Origin of the sequence: Euzebya tangerina, from assembly GCF_003074135.1 — a bacterium.
Taxonomy (GTDB): Bacteria; Actinomycetota; Nitriliruptoria; order Euzebyales; family Euzebyaceae; genus Euzebya; species Euzebya tangerina.
Window position 1 is genome coordinate 773,113 of sequence record NZ_PPDK01000001.1, and the last position, 18,811, is coordinate 791,923.

Here is an 18,811-nt window from a genome sequence, read left to right on the forward strand (position 1 = left end):
TACGGCGGGTCCACTAGGGTCCACCACAGGACCGGTGATGTGCGCGCCGTCACCTCAACCGAGCGCTCAGGTCTTACACCGCCGACGGGGACTCATGCCTACGAGGGCTGACGTCCCATGCACGGTGCGTTGTGGCGTCCAGGGGGTCGTGGCGTATTTGCAGTGATACTGAACACGACCGCGTTGTGCATGAGCCTGCCCAAGATCGCTAACGTGAGCTTTCCTGAAGGGGCCTTCCTCAGAACCGTCGATCAGCCCAAGGAGGACTCCGGTTGCCGACGATGCTCCAACCGGCATGCGGCTCCGAGGATCCTGGTCGGGACGGTGTGGAGTTCGGAACTTATCTCGATCGCGAACTCCCCTCGACGCAACAGATCTCGCACCAGCTGGTCGTCACCGCTGACAGCGACCACGCCGATCATGAGAAGTACGGGAAGGCACCGGAGACCCGGCGGGAGCTTGAGGACAGAATGGCTGCACTCGTTGGTGCCAAGCCCGGCCAGGTGCTTCTGCATCTTCCGCAAGCGAAGATGATGACGAAGGAGGCAGACGTTCGGGTTCGGGTCAACGACCATACTGTCCTCCAGCTCCGCGAGTGGGATGACATTCACACTGGCCGTATCAAGGCGCTCAACGAGGCGCATCAGTCGTTGTGGCGCCTTGCCGTCTACGTTCATCCTGATGTCCACGCGGACAAGGAGATGGTGGCCCGCGTCAACGCGTACGCCGCCGACGAGTTCAAGGTGAAGACGCGCGTCAACGCTCGGGTTGGCAGCGAGTTCACCGCCGTCGTCTTCGACCAGTTCGCACACACTAAGAGCTGGCAGTCGACCGACCGCCCCGCCACGGTAGTCGCCGCACACGACGAAGCTGCAACGCTGCAGCAGACTCTGCAGACAATGGACGACAAGATCCACGCTGCTCGAGAGGGCACAGACGAAAATGGCGAGAGCTCAGAAGACTGAGTTCTATTGGTGCCCACCGCTGCTAGCAGACGCGCCCGACACTCCTGGAGGCGGCTCGGCGGGTTGACAGCTCTGCTTGGAGTTGCGCGTGGTGGGTCCATCGGTGCTGTTCGGCTTGTGCCTGGTGGTGGGCGGTCTGTTGCGCACCGGAGTTGGACAGGATCCCGGACAGCTGATCGTTGGACGCCGGGGGTGTGGTCGGGTAGTGGTGTTGTTCGTGGTCGGGGTCGGTTGGGTTCGTGAGGTGGATGGTGTTGGTGTCTCTGCCGCGCGTGGTGCCGACGTACAGGCTTTCGCGGGTCATGCTAGGGGTGGCGAGGAGGTGGGCGGTGTCGTGGGTGGCGCCTTGGGCGCGGTGGACGGTGACGGCGTAGCCAAGCTGCACATGTGCGGTGGCGTACTCGGCGGGCAGAGTGAGGGTGTTGCCGCGGGGGCTTGTGCAGGTGATGGTGCCGTCGGGGTGGATGGCGGTGAGTTGCCAGTGGTCGCCGTTGCGGACCCACTGTCCGGTGCTGGTGGTGAGCCGGCGGTTGTTGCGTCGGGTGATGATGGCGTCGCCGACCATCGCCAGGGTGCCGTCGGCCAGACGCACCGCCGTCGAGGTGTCGACCAGACCGGTGGCGATGCGGAGGGTTTGGGCGTGGCTGTTGAGTTGGGTGACGGTGTCGTGAGTGGCAGCGATCATCAAGCTGGACCGGCCCTGGTCGAGGTCGGCCTGCCACGCATCAACTAGGGTCGCGACAGCCTGGTCGGGGTCGGGGGTGTGGCGGATGCGGTCGTGCTGCTGGTAGGTGCGGATGGCGGCGGGGTTGCCGTCACGAAGTTGGAGCGAGGCCTGCTTCTCCCAGTCGTTGGTGAACCGGTGGATGCCGGTCAGCTCTGGCACGTCCTCACGCTCGTGCACGAGCAGGCTGAACGCGCCGCCGGCCTGGACCGAGCCGAGCTGGGCCCAGTCACCCAACAGCAACACCTTCGCGCCCTGCTGACGGGCATGGGCGACTATCCGGTCGAGGGCGTGGGTGCCCGCCAGGGACGCCTCATCAAGGATGACCAGCTGCCCCGGATGCAACCCGGTTCGGCCGGTCTGGTGGGTGTGGAGCCACTTGGCGGTGTTCTCCGTCCCGACGCCCAGGTCCTCGGCGAGGACGGCGGCGGCCGCCGCAGACGGTGCCAGGCCGATCACCGATCCGGTGCCGTAGGTGCTCTCCCAGGCGGCCCGCATCGCCCGCATGGTGGTGGTTTTGCCGGCACCGGCCGGGCCGACCAGGAGATCCAACCGACGACCAGAGGTGCCGATCGCGATCAGCGCCGCCGACTGGTCGTGCGACAGCGGCCGGTCAGGATCGGCCGTGGCGGCCTGCGCGAGATGCCGGACGGGCACGGTCGGCCCGCCGGTCTCCTGTGCGGTGGCCAGCAGTCGGGCTTCGGCGTCCAGCAGGGTCTGGGCGGTGAACACCGCACTGTGGGCGGGTCGGAACACACTGGTGCCATCGGGTCGTTGCAGCTCCGGGCCGACCGGCGTCAACTCGGGTGGGGTCAGCCGCACCGACAGGCCCTCCGCCGCCGCAACGATCTGGTGGATAGCTTCCTCTCGTGCTGTCGGGTTGGGGATGCGGATGCTGATGGTGTGGCGGGATGCTTCGGCGTGCAGGTTCCAGTACCGCCATGTCGACCGACGCTCGCCCACCACCCCCACCACCCGCAACGCGATCCGGCTGACCTGCTCCTCAGAAAGCACCGTGAGGTTGTCGATGTCCCGGCCGACGACCTGACCCAGCAACCCCGCTGGGTCCTGGTCGAGCACGTTCTGGGCTTGCCGTTGCCACTCATCAGTCAGCTCAGTGAGGGATCGGACGGTCTTGTCGGGTCGGGTAGCGATGGTGGCCTGCTGCCGCAACCGGATGATCGTCTCCGCCGACGGGCCGTGCCCATGCTCGGCCCGGTACTGGCCGATCAGGTCGTCCTTGACCGCGGCGATGTCGGCTGATCGGGAGGAGAACAGCTCAAGCAGCTCCTCTGGGATGCCGGTGATCTCCCAGCCGGCGTTGCGGTCGGCCCCACGATCCCGGGGTGCCCAGGTCACGCCGAGGGTGTGGGTGAGCCGGTCGGCCAGCAGGGCGTTGTAGTGCTCTGACAGCGCTACGACCGCGGCGTGTAGCGGTCGGCCGTCAAGGCTGCGCCAGCGGCCATCGAACACCGCCCGGGCTTTGTTGGCGATCACCACATGGGTGTGCAGCTGCGGATCGCCGGCGCGGGAGTCCCAGTGATCAAACCCGGTCGCGATGATCCCGTGGACGGGGGCCTGGGCGACCGGCCCATCCGGCCCGGTCGCACCCGCCCTGGTGGCGGCAACCTCCCGTTCGACCAGCCCGATCACATCACCGATCGCGCCGTGATGCGCCGCCACCACTGCCGCACGAACCTCGGGTGTTGCGAGTGCCCAGAGGACCGACACCGACTTGGGCACACTGAATGTGTAGTCAAACCCCGCCACTGCGCGACGCCCCGACTCCGGCTTGTACACCGGGAAGCCCCGCCCCAACGGCTGGCCGGTGATCGGGTCGCGGCCCTCCCCGAGCAGCCGCCGCAGCTGGTCTTCGGTGACGACATCGCCGGGGGCGATCCAGCCGTCCCCGAGGCTAGCGACGCCTGTGCCGAGCCACCGGCCGGGCGGGGTCCCGTCGGCGGTGTAGTAGCCCACCAGCGGATCTGACAGTGATCGGTCACCATCACCGACGGCGACCGAGGCGAGCAGGTAGCGGTAGCCGGCGCCGGCCGACATCACCCGCATCGACACCGTCACTAGCCACACCACCCGTCACAGAGGTCCACATTCGACAGGTGCGCTCGCGGTCCCCAGACCGGCCGTCACACGGCCGGCATCTGCAAGACGTGTGAACGAATGGGGGTTGGCAGTTGGATGATGGGGTGGAACGGGGCTGCTGGTTCGGGGATGGGCGGGGTCGGTGGGGCGACGGGTGTACCTGGCTGATGGGTTCGGCTCGCGATGGAGTCGGTTGGCGGAGAGGTCTGGGTGCTGGTGTGACGACGATGATGGTGGCGGATCTTTTAGGCGAGGTTGTGAGGATGACCAGGCGCGATGCCGCCTTGCGCTTTGCTGCGGCAGGACTCCCGGTGTTTGTGTGTGTGCCAGGCGGGAAGCGTCCGTTGACCCGACACGGGTTTCACGACGCGACCATCGAGGCGTCGCAGATCCAGGGGTGGTTCGACCGATGGCCCGAGGCCAACCTGGCCATCCCGACGGGCGGCGCCAGGTTCGATGTGGTCGATGTCGATGTCCGGCCGTCCGGGTCTGGCATGCCGACGCTGCGACGAGCTGACGCGGCCGGGCTCTTGGATGGTTGGGCGTGCAGGGTCACCACACCATCGGGTGGACAGCATCTGTACTTCAACACAGAACCATCGCGCCAGCAGCGGTCGTGGACGTCGGCCGGCACGCACATCGACTTTCGCGGCGACGGCGGCTACGTCCTGGTCCCACCCTCGGCCGTGGACACTCCGGCTGGGCCGGACAGCTACCGACTGTGCGCTACCGGGACCGGGTCTGGCCGGGTTGACGCGGGTCGACTGCGCCGGTTCCTGACTCCCCCCGCGGGCCCATCTCCGCCGCCGTCGGGGCCGGCACGGTCGAGTCGGGCACGCTGGGAAGGATTGGCGACGTGGGTGGCCACCCGGCCAGAAGGCACCCGCAACGCATCGTTGTTCTGGGCAGCTTGCCGCGTCGCCGAGGCGGGAGCCGCGGAGACACCTGTGATGCTTCTGCTGCGTGACGCGGCGCTGCGCTCGGGACTGGGCGAGCGGGAAGTCACTGCGACGATCCGCTCAGCCAGCCACACCATCGGGAGCGCCAGCCCGCAACCGGTAGTGCGTCGTCCCCAGCACGGCCTATCGCGCTGAACCAACTGTCGGGCTCCCGCACAGCCCGAGTCGCCGGCTGGCCGATGCCGTGACACATCTGGCGTGGCCGGCACGTCATAGACGGGTGATGATGCCGACAACCAGCCGAGTGCCAGACACCGACCCCAGCCATGGCGGCCCACCGGCCTTGCCAGGTAAGGACGGCTCAGCCCGGGCATCGTCGCCGTCGGCGAGACCCGGTCCGGTGCTAGCCTCTGCCCCGAAGGTCGGGCGGATACGGGATCGCGGGTTGAGCGCAGGACAGCGAGCAGGCGAGGGCGGCGAGGATCTGAACGACCTGGCTGTCCGGGCACGATCGGGCGACACCCAGGCGCTGGACCGGCTACTTGAACGCATCGATGCTGACGGGCTGGTCCGGGTTCCCGTCCGGCGAATCATCACCGACCGCACCACCGTCGAGGACGTCTGCCAAGACCTGCTCATCATCGTCGCCGAACGCATCGATCGGTGGGACGGCCGCAGCCGGTTCACGACCTGGCTGTATGCGGTGGCCAGAAACCGGGCCATCGACACGATCCGTCGAAACCGACCGACCGAACAACTACCCGCCGAGCTGCCACGCGAACAGCAGCGGGTCAGCTCGCTGATCGCGGACCGGCTCCGAGTCGACGAAGCACTAGCGGACCTGCCCGACAACTACCGCCAACCCGTGGTGCTGCGAGACGTTGACCAGCATGACTATGACGAAATCGCAGCCATGCTCGACCTGCATCCGGCAACCGTCCGGACCCGGGTGTCACGAGGACGGGCCATGGTGGCAGCACGATGGAGGCGTGAGGGATGACCGAGAGACTCCAAGGCCGGTACCGCATCACCGAGCTGTTGGGCAGCGGCGCCTTCGCCACCGTCCACAAAGCCCACGACGAGCAACTCGATGACTGGGTTGCCATCAAGATCCTGGCGCACAATCACAGCGTCAACCCCGAGATGCGCGGCCGGTTCATCGCCGAAGGACAGATCCTGCGCCGACTGCAGTCCCCCCACATCCTGCAGGTCCACGACCTTGCCGAGACCGACGACGGCCGCCCCTACCTGGTCACCCAACTTGCCGACCGTGGCACCCTACGAGCCCGTGTACAGCAGGCACGCGCCGACGGGTGGACGGTGGATGACCAGTCGCTGCTCCCCGTCGCTCAAGCCCTGGCCTTCGGCATCGACACCCTGGCCGCAGCCCAAGTTGTCCACCGCGATCTCTCCCCCTCCAACCTTCTGCTGACCACAGCCCCCGCCGACCCCAACGGCTCATCCGACCAGCTGGTCGGAGCAGACGAACGCCTCATCATCGCTGACCTTGGGTTCTGCAAAGACCTGGCACTCAGCAGCGGCATCTCCGCCACCGGCGGCACCGACGGGTTCGCCCCACCCGAACAACACACCCTGGGCGCAGCAGTGGACGTCCGATCCGACCTCTGGGCCGCCTCAGCCGTGCTGCACTGGATCGCAACAGGCCACACCCCCAAGCGAGCACCCATCGCAGAGCGGGCCATGATCACCGCAGGCCTGACACCCGCGTTCGCCCACGCCGTCGCCGAGGGCCTCCACGACCACCCGGCCGAGCGACCCACCTCTGCCGACGCATGGATTGGCGCCATCACCTCTGCCGCAAGACCCGCCGGAGCCGGCACAACCACAACCGGCACGGACGATCGAACAGCAGCAGTACGCACCCGGCCGCACCTCATGATCGCCGCCGTTGCAGCGATCTTGCTGCTCGGCTTGGCCACCCAAGTCCTCGGCAACGATGAACTCCCGCCCGCATCGGTGACCATCCCCGGCACCGCCGCCGAGGCTGCACAGAACGAGGCACCACCCGTGCCCATCGACGAAGACGTCGAGAACGACACCCAACCCACAGGGTCGACACCAACCATCCAACCCTCGGCCGCACCAACCGGGGAAGAGTCCACCGAGCAGGAGCCAACAGCGCCGCCGCTACCCATCGATGTCGGCACCCCAGTAGGCGGCACCTGGTCCTTCCACATCGTCAACCGCAACGATTGGGAGTACGACGTCGAGGTGACCATCAGCGCCGCCTACGGGTTTGACAAAACCACCAGTGACTCCGGCCCCGGCGATGCCCGAACGGTCACGGCAGTCGATGGCGGCTACGAGTTCACAGCCATCCCAACCATCACCGACCGCGACTCACCAGAAGTAGACCAGGCATCCGCAACCGCGCGCTTCGGCAACGACATCCTCACCGGCGCTCTCGGTGCCGACCCCTGCCCATCAGAAATTTGGAACCAAACGGGCGGCACCGACTACGGCATCTACTGCCTCCTCGATGAGGGGCATGACAGCCAAAGCAGCGGCGAATCCTGGACCACCCGCCCCGAAACCGACATCGACAACATGCTCGCCACCATGCAAGACCGCGACCCCATCGCCTACTCCTTCGACATCAGCACCTGCGAGATCTGGCTACTGCCCAACGGCGACGTCATGCCCGCCACACGCGGCAACAACTGCGACATCACCGGCCGCACCGTCATCCCCGAAGGCACACCCGGAGGACTCGACCGCTAGAACCCGTGCTGACAACAATCGGTGCCAGACCGATCCGCTCGGCTGGACACTGACCAAACCACGCCACGGGTGGAATAGTTGCGCCCACCCTGAGACCGGCGAGATGTCACCCGGGTTCAACCGCGGAATATACGCGCTCAAGGCCTGGTCAATTCTCGTTGGGAACGACCAACACGGGCTCGGGCTGGCTTGTAGCAGCTGTCCGACGACGGCCGAGTGGGATGAACCCAAGATGCCGCGCCGATGGAGTTTGACGACGATCAGATCAGCCCCCTCACGTTCGGCGACGCAGATGAGGGCCTTGGCCGGATTGAAGTGTTCGATCCTGTGGCGGTACGCCACGCCCCTCGCAGCGGAGCACACATCGCCTCTGCCCCCACGTGGCGCCGATGCCACTCATCGCAATCGGCAGGACGACAACGGATGGGCCGTCCTCGAGCAACACCACGATCACTTCAGGGTTCGAGTACGCCGCACAATCGCCCCCAGTTCCGCCCAGGGAGTCCAAGCTTGGTTGGCCTCGCGGTTGCCTGTTCGTAGTGACAGCCCCTCGATGATCAGTGCCAGCAGAGTAGGCCCGATCGCCAGTCCAGGATTGGTGATCTCTTCTGAGTTGCCGATGATCTTGTGGACCCGTTGAGGACCGAGAAGACACCCCCGAGCCAGAACAACACCAGCCCGACCACGAGGCCCAAAAGTACCGCTCACGCCCTCGACCAAAAGGATGGATGGCGGAGGGTTGCTGTCGGGCACGGCGAGCGCCAAGCAGCAACAGAACCTCGTTGCCGGAGTCTGCAACGGAGTGCAGAGTCTCGGCCAAGAGATGTGGACCCCGTGAGGAGGATGCCAACCAGCTTCGCTACGGCCAACTCCAATACTGGCGGGGAGTGCGGCAACACGTTCAAGCAACGGAAAGCTCACCCGTGGCTCTGGCCGTTCTCGATCAGCTCCCGCAGCCGCCGGATCTCGTCTTCCATGACACGGATCTCTTTGATGTCGGCCAAGGCCTCTCGGTTCGTTTCATAGTCGTGCATTGCAAGCTTCGCCGAGATTTGGTCTGACCGTTTCGCTGCGATCAACAGGATCGCTCTTCGCAACGCCGCCAGGCAGGAAAGCGCCAAGTTCAAGAGGATGAATGGGTAGGGGTCAAAGCGACTGCCAAAACACTGTTGACGAGCATCCCGATGGCAAGGAAGAGCAGCGCACCGAAACACGAACGCCCACGAACCCATTCCGTTGCGCAGGGTGTCTGCCGCCCACTCTCCCCGAGTCAGATCGCTCTCGTCCCGATGGAGATCCATGACGCGGTGGTGGCCGACCCCGGGTGGGCCGTCGGCATACGACGTGTGCTGGCCCGGCCCTACTACCAGTTTGCCCATGGCGATCCCGCCGAAGACGAGTATGGGGCCGTCTCGTGGGATCGTATTCCCGCGGGAGAGGTGGAGCTGCGCCGCGAGAGTCGGGTGGCATCGTCTGAGCCTACGACCTCGGTCACGTCCACGGGTTTGTGTTGGACGGCCCCGACGCCACCCACATCGTGTTGGAAAACGGCCCGACGTGGCTACGGCACGATGTCGTCGTTCCCCTGGGCGCCGTCGCAGACGTCACCACCGATCATGTCATCCTGAGGTTGACCAAAGACCAGGTGATGGACTTGCCGCAGATCCGGGTCCATCGGTGGGACCACGGGCAGAGCGACCTAGCTTGAACGGTTACTGCGCTTCAACGGTGACCGAGGCATCCGGGCCGAGCACGGTGCCGACTACCGACTGCACTGCCTCCTCATCAAGATCCCCTGGTGATGAGGTCGGCACGGTCACGGAGTTGCCATCGATCTGGATAGGTCCGAGGGTCGGACCCGTCGACCCGACGGAGTCGGCGACTGCAGCCGTGACGGTCGTGGCGGTCTGGGCTTGACTGACAGCTGCGGCGTAACTTCGGCCAAGTGGAACACACAGCAGGCCTGCGGCCAGCACCATACCCGCAAGCCCAGCCAGAACGCCGGGCGCGCGCGACCGCAAGCTCGGCAACGGGGCCCAACGAGTCACCAGCATCACCACGGCCGCGGCCAGCGCGATGCCCACCAGATTGGTCAGGAACAACGTCAACGCTCCCTGCGCCAACAGCGTATGGCCCTGTTCCAGCATCAGACCGACCACGGCCAGCGGGGGGACCAACGCCACAGCAATGGCCACGCCCGGCAGCACGCCGGAGAGTTCGTCCCGAGTGTACGCGAACGCCCCGGCCGCCCCGGCGAACAGCGCGACGCCGAGGTCGCGAAGGTCTGGGGCTGTCCGAGCCAGCATCTGCGCGTTCGGCGTCGCGTCGGGCAGCAGAACGCCCAAGCTGTAGGCAATGGCGATCACACCGGTTGCCCCCGCGAGGATGATTCCGCTGAGATTCCCGATCTGCCTGGGCCAGGTTAAGGCCAGTGCGGCGCCCAGCGCCACGATCGGCTGTCCGAGTGGTGCGATGATCATGGAGCCGATGACGGTTGCCGCGCTGTCCTGTGAGAGTCCGAGGGCCGCGACACCGGCTGCCAGCGCCAGCATGCCACCGAAGGCAGACCGCCACCCTGGTTGGCCGTTGAAGAACACCGCCTGCAACGAAGCCCGTCGGGCGTCTGGGCTGAGCCGACGCCGCAACAGCCAGCCATCACGCGCTTCGTCCTCGACACGCTCGTTGATCTCGTCTCTGAGGCTCGGATTGGACTGAGTCAGCTGTGCTGCCATCGGGTGGGGCCTTTCCTGGGTGTCACGGCGACGAGGCGAGGTGGTGCGTGCGGTGTTGACATCGTGATGTCTCGCGAGCCGCTACACACGCTTCAGCTCGGAGGTTGACGCGAGCGAACGTCTGGTCGTCGGCCGGTCGTCGGCATCGCGGGGAAGAAGGCTCTCAGTCAGGTGGTGGTCAGGCGTTGTCAGCCGACATTCAGGTCGCGGCGGCACCTTGTGGGACGTCCCATTCGGGACTGATCCCCGTTCGCTGCGCCCAAGGAGGCCGTTGTCATGGCTGCCATCATCATCGTCGTTCTGCAGATCTTCGCGTGGGTCCTGATTGCCAGGGCTGTGCTCAGTTGGTTCAGCGCTGCGCCAGGGTCCACCCTTTCGGGTGTGCAGCGGTCCGTGGGACGAGTCACTGAGCCAGTGCTCGCACCCGTCCGCCGTCGACTCCCGCGCGTCGGCAGCCTGGACTTGTCCGTGCTTGTCGTGCTGCTGGCGATCAACCTGTTGGTCATACCGGTTGTGGCCCTGCTGTAGCGCGTCCCGTCCGTTACTCAAACCAGGGCAGCGCGATCTCCACGCGCGCACCGCCGAGGGGGCTGGAGCCAATGGTGATCTCGCCGCCGTGGGCGGTGATGATTTCTTGGACGATGGCCAGGCCCAGGCCCGATCCACCTTCATCGCGTGATCGGGCCGCGTCGAGTCGGACGAATCGTTCAAAGACGCGGTGCCGGTCTGCTTCGGGGATGCCCTGGCCGTCGTCGTCGACGCGGAGAATGGAGACATCGTGGTGCTCGGCGAACGTTGCAATCGCGACAGTTGTTGCCGCGTGGTTGGCGGCGTTGTCGACGATGTTGCGGATTGCACGGTCGAGCTGGTCGCTGCTGCCGCGGGTGCGCGCGGTCCCGATCCCGGTGCCGTCCACGCGCAGTGATGTGGTCCCGCGGAGGCGGTGGATCTGGGCGAGCGCGAGATCATCTAGGTCGACTGTGTCCAATCGAGCAGGGGCGGGACGTGCGCTGCCGCGGGCGAGGAGGAGGAGGTCATCGACGAGGTGCTGCATGCGGAGCGACTCGGCCTGGACATCGGCCAGAAAAGCGTCGTCGTTCTTCTCGGGGTGTGCAATGGCGACCTCGGTGAGCTGCCGGATCGAGGCGATCGGGCTGCGAAGCTCATGGCTGGCGTCGGACACGAACTGTCGTTGGCGTGTCTGGAACGTTTCGACTCGGTCGAGCATCTCGTTCATGGTGGATGCGAGGCGGGCGACCTCGTCTCCGGTGCCCGGAACGGGGACACGCTGGCTTGGGTCAGCTGCCTGCACCTCATCCACACGGCGGCGAATCCCATCAACCGGTGCCAACGCCGCACCGGTCATCTGCCAGGTCGTGTAGAGGACGAGCAGTACCAGGACGGGGATCCCGACCAAGAGGCTCCCGGCGAGCAGTCCCGTCACCTCCTGTACCGACTCCAGTGACTGGCCCGACACGACGCTGATGGTCCCGTCGGTGCTCTCGGTCTGGGCCCGAACGACCATGAACGGATGCTCGCCAACCGGGACACGGACCACCTCGGTGCCGCTGGAGAGGCCATCAAGCAGTGATGCCTCTCCATCGATGTTCTCGCTGGCTGCGATCACCTGACCGTTCTGGTCGATGACTTGGACCAGCGAGTCGTCCTCATCGTTGGTGGCCACGGAGTTGGGAAGAGCGCCCCCTTCGATCAAGCCCTCGATGTCCGCCGCCCTGACCTCCGCGGCTTCGACGACACCGTCGATCAACTGGTTCCGGACGACGAGTACCAACGCGATGGCGGCGAGCGTCAGAGCCACGCCCACCACGAGTGTGGTCACGGCGGTCGTGCGGCTCCGTACCGACCACCGGTCGGGTGGCCATCGTGCCCAGTCACGCATGGCGCCCATCCAGTCGGTAGCCGACGCCACGCACGGTGTGGATCGATTGACGCTCGAAGGGACGGTCGATCTTGTTTCGCAGACGTCCGACGTAGACCTCCACGATGTTCGGGTCTCCTTCGAAGGCGTAGTCCCACACATGGTCGAGCAGGTCCTGCTTGGACAGGGTTATCCCGGCGTTGCGTGCCATGTACTCGGCCAGAGAGAACTCACGTGAGGCGAGGTCGACCTCGACCCCACCGACCCAGCACTGTCGGGCGGCAGGATCTATTCGGAGTTCGCCGACCTCGATGACCGCCGGTCTCTCGGCAACGGCACGGCGGGTGATCGCACGGAGACGGGCGAGAAGGACCACGTAGGAGAACGGCTTGGCGAGGAAGTCATCGGCGCCGGTGTCAAGCGCCTCGGCCTCGTCCCACTCCCCGTCCTTGGCCGTCAGCATCAGGATCGGCGTCCAGTTGCCCTCCTCGCGGAGGGTATTGCAGATGACGTAGCCGTTGACGCCGGGAAGCATGATGTCGAGCACGATCGCGTCGTACCCGTTAGCCCTGGCTTGGCGCAGTCCGTCGTGACCGTCCAGGGCGACGTCGACGGCGTACCCCTCGGCCTCGAGCCCCCGTCGCAGGCCGGACGCCAGGCGCTTCTCGTCTTCAACAACCAGAACCCTCACGTTGTCTCCTTGTTGCTGGGGCCGTGTCCACTGGCTGTTGGCATCATCAGGATCGTAGGGTCAGGCGGTCGAAGACTTGGCCGTCCTGGTCCACGGCCCGAACCTGCATCCTGTCCTCAAAGACTGCGATGTCCAGGAAGTGCCGGGTCGAGGTTGCGGCGACGGAGAAATCAGCCAGGGCGGTCGGGCGGAGCTTGGCGCCGGCACCCGACACGATGTAGGTGGTGCCACTGATCGGGCGAAAGCGCTGATAGTCGTGGTCGTGACCCGACAGGACCAGATCGACGCCGAACCGGTCGAACAGCGGCGTGAAGGCAGCTCGGACGTCGATGCTGGAGCCGTGATGTCCGCCTGAGAACGGCGGATGATGCATCGTGGCGATGATCCAGGTGGCGTCTGACTCAGACAACGTCTGTTCAAGCCAGTCGAGCTGGTCAGCCGCGTATGGCCGGTTGGAGTCAAGTGAGATGACATCCACGACGCCGACTCGCGTCACGTACCAGCGGCCCGGCATGCCCAGCGCAGCTGCCTGCTCCTCACCGCGCGCGTCATCGTGGTTGCCAAGGACCGGCAGCAGCTGGGTGCCGCCGTCGAGGACGCCCGCAAAGGGGTCAAGGACCGCTTCCTCAACTTGGGACGGATCGCCCGATGGGTAGACGTTGTCGCCCAGAAGCAGCAAGGCATCGAAGGGACGATCCGATTCGAGGGCATCCATGGCCGAAGCCGTTCGTCGCTCGTGGTGATCAGCGGTGCCGACATCGCCTGCCGCTGCAAGTCGGACCAGTGGGCGTGCGTCTGCCGCAAACGGCTCCACCGGCTCTACTGCTGTAGGCGTCCACACGGCCGGTGGCCCACTAGAGAGTGCCGTTGACCAAACCGCGCCGGTGAGGAGCCCGAGTGCAGACAGCAGCACGATTCCCACACGCCAACGGCGGAACCGCGATCGGGGCGCCGTCATGCCGATCTGCGAACTCGAGCACGAATCCGAGAGCCCACAAACCACACGACCATGCCGCCAAGACCGACGTAGACCACAGTGTTCAGCCAGGTACTGACGGTCTCGGTTGCGCCGTAGGTCTCACCAAGCCAGAAGCCAGCGCCGATGAGCAGGGCATTCCACAGCAGCGATCCGAGCCCGGTCAAGACCACGAACGATGCCAACGGCATTCTCTCTACCCCCGCGGGGATGGACACCAGGCTGCGCACGCCAGGAATCAACCGGCCGAAGAAGACGGCCGTGCGTTGCCACCTGCCAAAGACCCTGGTCGCAGTGTCGATGTCGGTTGCCGACATCAACGGCATCTTCTCGGCAGCCTCCCGTAGTCGGCCGACACCGATCCAGGCACCCAATCCGTACAGCAACAGGGCACCGAGGACGCTGCCCACGGTTGCCCAGAGGAGTGTTGCGACCAGATTCAGACTGCCCGTGCCGCTGAGATAGCCGGCCGCGGGCAGCACCACCTCACTGGGAATGGGCGGCACCACCGTTTCGGCGAAGATCACGACACCGACGCCAGCCGCGCCGAGCGAATCGATGAGCGAGGTCATCCAACCGGCCACGCCGGTCAGCTGTTGTGCGGCAAGTGGGATCATCGACGGACAGTCTCCTTGGGTCACCTGACAGTTCCCTGACATCACGCCAACCGCCCCGGTCGTGGTGACCGGGGCGGTTGCAACGCGAGGACTCGGCTAGTTGCCTGCGGCTTCACCAGCGGGCATGTCGGCTGGTTCGCCAGCGCTCTCAGTGCCCTCACGACCGTCATCGTCATCGTCATCGTCGTCGTCGTCGACCTCCTGTGCGAGAACGTCGCCGGTGTTGGCGTCGATGATGACCTCGTGGACGGTGCCGGCTTCATCGGTGACCTCGACCTCGTACACCACGGTGCCGTCCTCGTCTTCGAGCTCGGCCGGGGCGGCGGTGCCGGGGACCGCTGCGGTCGCGGCAGCCTCGGCGTCAGCAGCGCTCAGGCTGGCCTGTTCGGCAAGCGCAGCGTTCTCCGCTGCCTCATCGGCCTCGCTCTCCTCGCCCTCGTCATCGTCGGCGCCGTCGTCATCGTCGTCGACCTCCTGTGCGAGGACGTCGCCGGTGTTGGCGTCGATGATGACCTCGTGGACGGTGCCGGCGTCATCGGTGACCTCGACCTCGTAGGCCACGGTGCCGTCCTCGTCTTCGAGCTCGGCCGGGGCGGCGGTACCGGGGACCGCTGCGGTCGCGGCAGCCTCGGCGTCAGCAGCGCTCAGGCTGGCCTGTTCGGCAAGCGCAGCGTTCTCCGCTGCCTCATCGGCCTCGTTCTCGGGACTCTCGATCGCCTCAGCGGGAACCGACTCAGCTTGGATGGTTGTGTCAGCGGAGGCGTCGGGGCTCTGGGCCCCGGCGAATGCGGCCAGTCCGGTGACGGCGGCGAGTGAGGTCACCGCGCCGACACTGACGGCTGCGACCTTGTTCTTGATCTCCATGGGAGGATCTCCTTGTCCGTTATGCCGGCCACGGTGGCCGGGTGATGGATCAAAGAGTGGGATCACAGGCTGACGGCCTCCTGACCGATCCTGACAAGGCTGTCAGGTAGCCGATCACAACGGTGACTTGCGGAGTGCTTCGGGCATGAGCGCAAGACCGATCGGGATGGGTAGCCAGTGACTGACCAGCCGCCACCCCAGGACCGTTGCGGTGGCAGCGGCTGCGGGTGCCCCGGATGCGACGAACGCCCCCACCATGGCCGTCTCGACAACTCCCACACCGCCCGGTGTCAGCGGCAAGGCAGCGACGATCTGGGCGACGATGTAGGCCAGCAGCACCGCAGTCAGCGGCGTGCCCGTGCCGACCGTGAGCGCCAGGACCGCGACGACGGCGGCGTCGAGCAGCCAGTTCGCCGCCGCCCAGCAGGCCACGCGACTCAGGGTCCGGCGGTCCCGGATCAGTTCGAGGATGTTGCGCGCGCCTCTGGTGGCACCGTCGGCCAGCGAGTCAGGATCCAACCGGTTGCGCAGCGGCCCTCTCGCCACGGCTGTGACCAGTCGGCGGACCCGCCTGCCCAAGGCCTCGGGATCCTGCAGACCTATCGGGACGACGACAGCGATCGCGATCACGCCGACGGCTGCCACGACCGCTGAGACACCGATGCTGCCAAGGTGGCCGCTGAACAGCCCGAGCAGCGCGGCTATTGGCAGCATCAAGGCCAACACGACCGAGGAGAGCAGCCCTGTCGCCCACATCGCCGTTCCGGTGACCACCGGGTCCAAGCCCCGGTTGCGGAAGCTGGCCACCACGAGGGCGAAGGCGGCACCTGTGCCTCCGGGCAGTGCTCGGCCGATGGCGTACCCCATGACCGTGGATCGCTGGACGACCGATTCTGGAACGGCCTGGCCACCAGTAGTGATGAGAATGTGCAGCATGTGGCCATAGGCGAACAGAGCTAAGCCCTCCAAACCGCCCAGCAGCGGCGCCAGCCACCATGAGGCCTGGGCGATGGCGATGCCGGTCTCGCGGAGGCCCGCCAGTTGTGGCAACACCAGGTAGACGGCCAATCCCATGCTGCTCATGATGAGCAGGGACCGTCCCAGTCTGCGTGCGACCGACCGTTCGGGCTGGGCCATCAGGGCGGCGCGGGATCCGGCACGACGCCTGGCGAGGGGGCGATGCTTCGGGCAGTGAACTCGACACCCGCTGCGATCAGCGTGCCGACCCCGAATCCCGCAACGACACCCGACAGCGACACGTCAGCTGAAACCAGATCGGCCAGCGCGACCGCCAACGACGTGGCCGTACCGGCTCCGGCCAGGCGAATGGAGAGACGGAGGTCTGCCTGCCCGACCGCGGCAACCGTGGCGACGACAGCCGCCATCACCCAGGCAACACTCAGGGACGGAAAGCTCGTACCCGACAGCGTCGTGGGCAGGGCAGTACTGAGCAGCGTCGCGACCAGGCCGGCCAGGGCCGCGGCAACCGCGGGACGAATCGCGGCGCCGCGGCCTACCCGCCACCAGGTGATCCCGACAACACTGGCAACGAACCAGATGCCGATCGGCGGACCGAACAGATCGGTGACCATCTCTGCGTACCTTGTTGCGGCTGCCGTGGTGTGATCCGCCACCCACGATGCAACTGGCCGGTCCAACAAGACCAACTCCTCCCTGGCCAACACGTCCTGGATCACAAATCCCACGACCCAGCCACTCGCACCGACCAAGACTGCTGACATCGTCCAGCCAAGCCCTCGCGAGGCACCGGGGGTCACGCGGTTCGCAGCGATGGCCATCGGGCGACTGAACGTCGACCTGACCCACCGAACCGCCGGGGTACCGGCCAGCGCATCCAGCCGCTGCCGGACCCGGTCGGTCCTGGCCAACAGACGTCGTGTCACCGCACGGACCAGGAAGAACACCACGATGAGCACCAGCAACAACAGCGAGGCCCGTCCCGCAACCCGCTCCACCACACGCCATGACGCCCCGGCCAGATACCCCACCAACACAAAGGTCGTCGCCCACGCCACCCCACCAACCACATTGAACACCAGGAACCGGCCGTAGGGCATCTTGCTCATCCCAGCAAGACCCGGCACCAACGCGCGCAGCAGCGACGTCCAGCGACCAACGAAGACCGCCCGGCCACCACGCTCCCTCAGGTAGGCGCTCGCCGCGATGACCTTCTCGCCATACCGGCGCTGGAACGGCTCCCAAGCCACGATCCGCGGCCCGAAGTGGCGCCCCATCTCATAGCCCACCGAGTCCCCCGCAATGGCCGCGACAGATGCCACAGCGATCATCACCGGCAAGGACGCGTTCCCCTGCGCAACGACGACACCGCCGAGGATTACGGCCAGCTCGCCAGGCAGGACCAGACCGATGAAGGCAGCCGCCTCCCCAAAGGCCAGCAATCCGACGGCCACGTAGGCAGCCGTCCCCGACATCCCCAGAATGGCATCAACGATTCCGGACATGGGCCTTCTGGCACTCCATACAGGGCTGTTGATGCATGCGTGAACTCTCGCCAGAGGACCTGACAGGACGCTGACATCGCGCCCCAACGCACTCGTGTCGGTGCCCGTACAGTTCTGCACCTGGTGAGACTGATGTGACAGTCCGACCGAAGGGAGATCCCAGATGAGCGGCCAAGGTGTGACAGCTGTTGTGGCCGCCTACAACGAGGCATCCCGCATCGGGACGGTCCTGGACGTCCTCACCGGATACGACGGCTTCACCGAGGTCGTCGTGGTCGACGACGGATCGACTGACGACACCGCCAGCGTCGCGGCAGCGCACGGTGCAACCTGCCTGACCGTGACCCCAAACCGTGGCAAAGGGCATGCCATGGACGTTGGCGTCCAGCACGCCCCGACCGACGTCATCTTCTTCGCCGACGCCGACATCATCGGCTTGACACACGAGATGATCACCGCCACCACGCAGCCGGTCATGGATGGAACCTGCGACATGTTCATCCTCATGCGCAACCACAAGATCTTCCTTCTCCGGGCCGTTCTCAGCTTCATCCCACTCCTGGGCGGCGAACGCGCCGTAACCAAACGCCTGTGGAACGACGTTCCAGAACGCTTCAAAGACCGGTTCCGCATCGAAGCAGGCCTCAACTTCTACGCCATCCACTACGGGCACGGATTGCAGTACCGCGTGTTCCCCGGGGTCACCCAGACCGTCAAAGAGCTCAAATTCGGGATCCGCGAAGGCCTGCGACGTCGCCTGGCCATGTCCACCGAGGTCGCAGCGGCCGTCTGGGACCTCCAACACAACGAGCTACCACCAACACGGATCTCCCACCGACGTGCCGCCATGCAGATCGTGCTTTCCACCGTGGGCATGCTCATCGGTGTTCTCGTTGTTTCAAGCGCGATAGCGGAACCCGTGCCGTTCTTCCAAACCGTGTTCGCGGGCGAACTGCAGGAAGATCCGGGCGCTGCACTTCCCAGCGCCATCCTGGGCATCGCCGCAACGCTTGGCGGCGGAGCCCTGCTGAGCATCGGCGTCGCCATCGCCACGCTCAACCTCGCCGTGTTCGTTGCAGGACTGGTCCGCATCGTCGCCGCAGGCCAAGCACGTCTCAGGGGTTGACGCCTGCTCACTC

17 protein-coding genes are annotated in these 18,811 nt (G+C 66.0%); 6 read left to right on the forward strand and 11 right to left on the reverse strand.

Annotated elements, in window-relative coordinates; translation table 11 throughout:
* Positions 1 to 281: 281 nt before the first annotated feature.
* The gene (locus C1746_RS03630) at positions 282 to 965 is read left to right on the forward strand and encodes a hypothetical protein (RefSeq protein WP_240598947.1); all 684 of its coding nucleotides are present in this window, start codon (positions 282 to 284) and stop codon (positions 963 to 965) included.
* Between the two features lie 22 nt (positions 966 to 987).
* On the opposite strand, the gene mobF is transcribed toward C1746_RS03630, so the two are convergent.
* Positions 988 to 3,756: a MobF family relaxase gene (gene mobF, locus C1746_RS03635; protein WP_205711681.1), complete on the reverse strand. Its 2,769-nt coding sequence runs from the start codon at positions 3,754 to 3,756 to the stop codon at positions 988 to 990.
* Positions 3,757 to 4,052: 296 nt separating this feature from the next.
* Here mobF and C1746_RS23110 point away from each other — a divergent pair, with 296 nt between their 5' ends.
* The 3 genes from C1746_RS23110 (at position 4,053) to C1746_RS03650 (ending at position 7,430) form a co-directional block, all read left to right on the forward strand.
* Positions 4,053 to 4,883 (forward strand): bifunctional DNA primase/polymerase, encoded by an 831-nt coding sequence (locus C1746_RS23110; RefSeq protein ID WP_205711682.1) that lies wholly within the window; start codon positions 4,053 to 4,055, stop codon positions 4,881 to 4,883.
* A gap of 250 nt (positions 4,884 to 5,133) precedes the next feature.
* On the forward strand, positions 5,134 to 5,688 hold the full coding sequence (locus C1746_RS03645) for an RNA polymerase sigma factor (protein WP_162867343.1): 555 nt from the start codon (positions 5,134 to 5,136) through the stop codon (positions 5,686 to 5,688).
* A complete protein-coding gene (locus C1746_RS03650) occupies positions 5,685 to 7,430 on the forward strand; it encodes a serine/threonine protein kinase (RefSeq protein ID WP_116713332.1) in 1,746 nt (581 codons plus the stop codon). The genes C1746_RS03645 and C1746_RS03650 overlap by 4 nt, the downstream gene beginning before the upstream one ends.
* A 274-nt stretch (positions 7,431 to 7,704) precedes the next feature.
* Here C1746_RS03650 and C1746_RS23115 read toward each other — a convergent pair whose 3' ends face one another.
* The 3 genes from C1746_RS23115 to C1746_RS03675 form a co-directional block, all read right to left on the reverse strand.
* Complete coding sequence (locus tag C1746_RS23115) at positions 7,705 to 8,280, reverse strand: cation efflux transmembrane domain-containing protein (RefSeq protein ID WP_116713334.1); 576 nt, start codon at positions 8,278 to 8,280, stop codon at positions 7,705 to 7,707.
* A 67-nt stretch (positions 8,281 to 8,347) separates the two neighbouring features.
* Positions 8,348 to 8,731: a DUF1003 domain-containing protein gene (locus C1746_RS03665; protein ID WP_116715550.1), complete on the reverse strand. Its 384-nt coding sequence runs from the start codon at positions 8,729 to 8,731 to the stop codon at positions 8,348 to 8,350.
* Positions 8,732 to 9,142: 411 nt separating this feature from the next.
* Positions 9,143 to 10,162: a DUF389 domain-containing protein gene (locus tag C1746_RS03675; protein WP_116713336.1), complete on the reverse strand. Its 1,020-nt coding sequence runs from the start codon at positions 10,160 to 10,162 to the stop codon at positions 9,143 to 9,145.
* A gap of 276 nt (positions 10,163 to 10,438) precedes the next feature.
* Between C1746_RS03675 and C1746_RS03680 the strand changes: the two genes are divergently transcribed.
* A complete protein-coding gene (locus C1746_RS03680) occupies positions 10,439 to 10,690 on the forward strand; it encodes a YggT family protein (protein WP_116713337.1) in 252 nt (83 codons plus the stop codon).
* Positions 10,691 to 10,703: 13 nt separating this feature from the next.
* On the opposite strand, the gene C1746_RS03685 is transcribed toward C1746_RS03680, so the two are convergent.
* From C1746_RS03685 to C1746_RS03715, 7 genes are all read right to left on the reverse strand, one after another.
* On the reverse strand, positions 10,704 to 12,002 hold the full coding sequence (locus tag C1746_RS03685) for a sensor histidine kinase (protein ID WP_205711683.1): 1,299 nt from the start codon (positions 12,000 to 12,002) through the stop codon (positions 10,704 to 10,706).
* A gap of 52 nt (positions 12,003 to 12,054) precedes the next feature.
* Positions 12,055 to 12,732, reverse strand: a complete 678-nt coding sequence (locus C1746_RS03690) for a response regulator transcription factor (RefSeq protein WP_116713338.1) — start codon at positions 12,730 to 12,732, stop codon at positions 12,055 to 12,057.
* A 46-nt stretch (positions 12,733 to 12,778) separates the two neighbouring features.
* Entirely contained in the window at positions 12,779 to 13,690 is a 912-nt protein-coding gene (locus C1746_RS03695) for a metallophosphoesterase family protein (protein WP_116713339.1), read from the reverse strand.
* A complete protein-coding gene (locus C1746_RS03700) occupies positions 13,687 to 14,325 on the reverse strand; it encodes a DedA family protein (protein ID WP_116713340.1) in 639 nt (212 codons plus the stop codon). The genes C1746_RS03695 and C1746_RS03700 overlap by 4 nt, the downstream gene beginning before the upstream one ends.
* A gap of 96 nt (positions 14,326 to 14,421) precedes the next feature.
* Positions 14,422 to 15,189, reverse strand: a complete 768-nt coding sequence (locus C1746_RS03705; protein ID WP_116713341.1) for a PepSY domain-containing protein — start codon at positions 15,187 to 15,189, stop codon at positions 14,422 to 14,424.
* 114 nt (positions 15,190 to 15,303) lie between these two features.
* The gene (locus C1746_RS03710) at positions 15,304 to 16,272 is read right to left on the reverse strand and encodes a lysylphosphatidylglycerol synthase transmembrane domain-containing protein (RefSeq protein WP_162867346.1); all 969 of its coding nucleotides are present in this window, start codon (positions 16,270 to 16,272) and stop codon (positions 15,304 to 15,306) included.
* 53 nt (positions 16,273 to 16,325) lie between these two features.
* Positions 16,326 to 17,672, reverse strand: coding sequence for a DedA family protein (locus C1746_RS03715; protein WP_116713343.1), 1,347 nt, complete (start codon positions 17,670 to 17,672; stop codon positions 16,326 to 16,328).
* Positions 17,673 to 17,835: 163 nt separating this feature from the next.
* Here C1746_RS03715 and C1746_RS03720 point away from each other — a divergent pair, with 163 nt between their 5' ends.
* Positions 17,836 to 18,798, forward strand: coding sequence for a glycosyltransferase family 2 protein (locus C1746_RS03720; protein WP_116713344.1), 963 nt, complete (start codon positions 17,836 to 17,838; stop codon positions 18,796 to 18,798).
* The last annotated feature ends 13 nt before the right edge of the window (positions 18,799 to 18,811 follow it).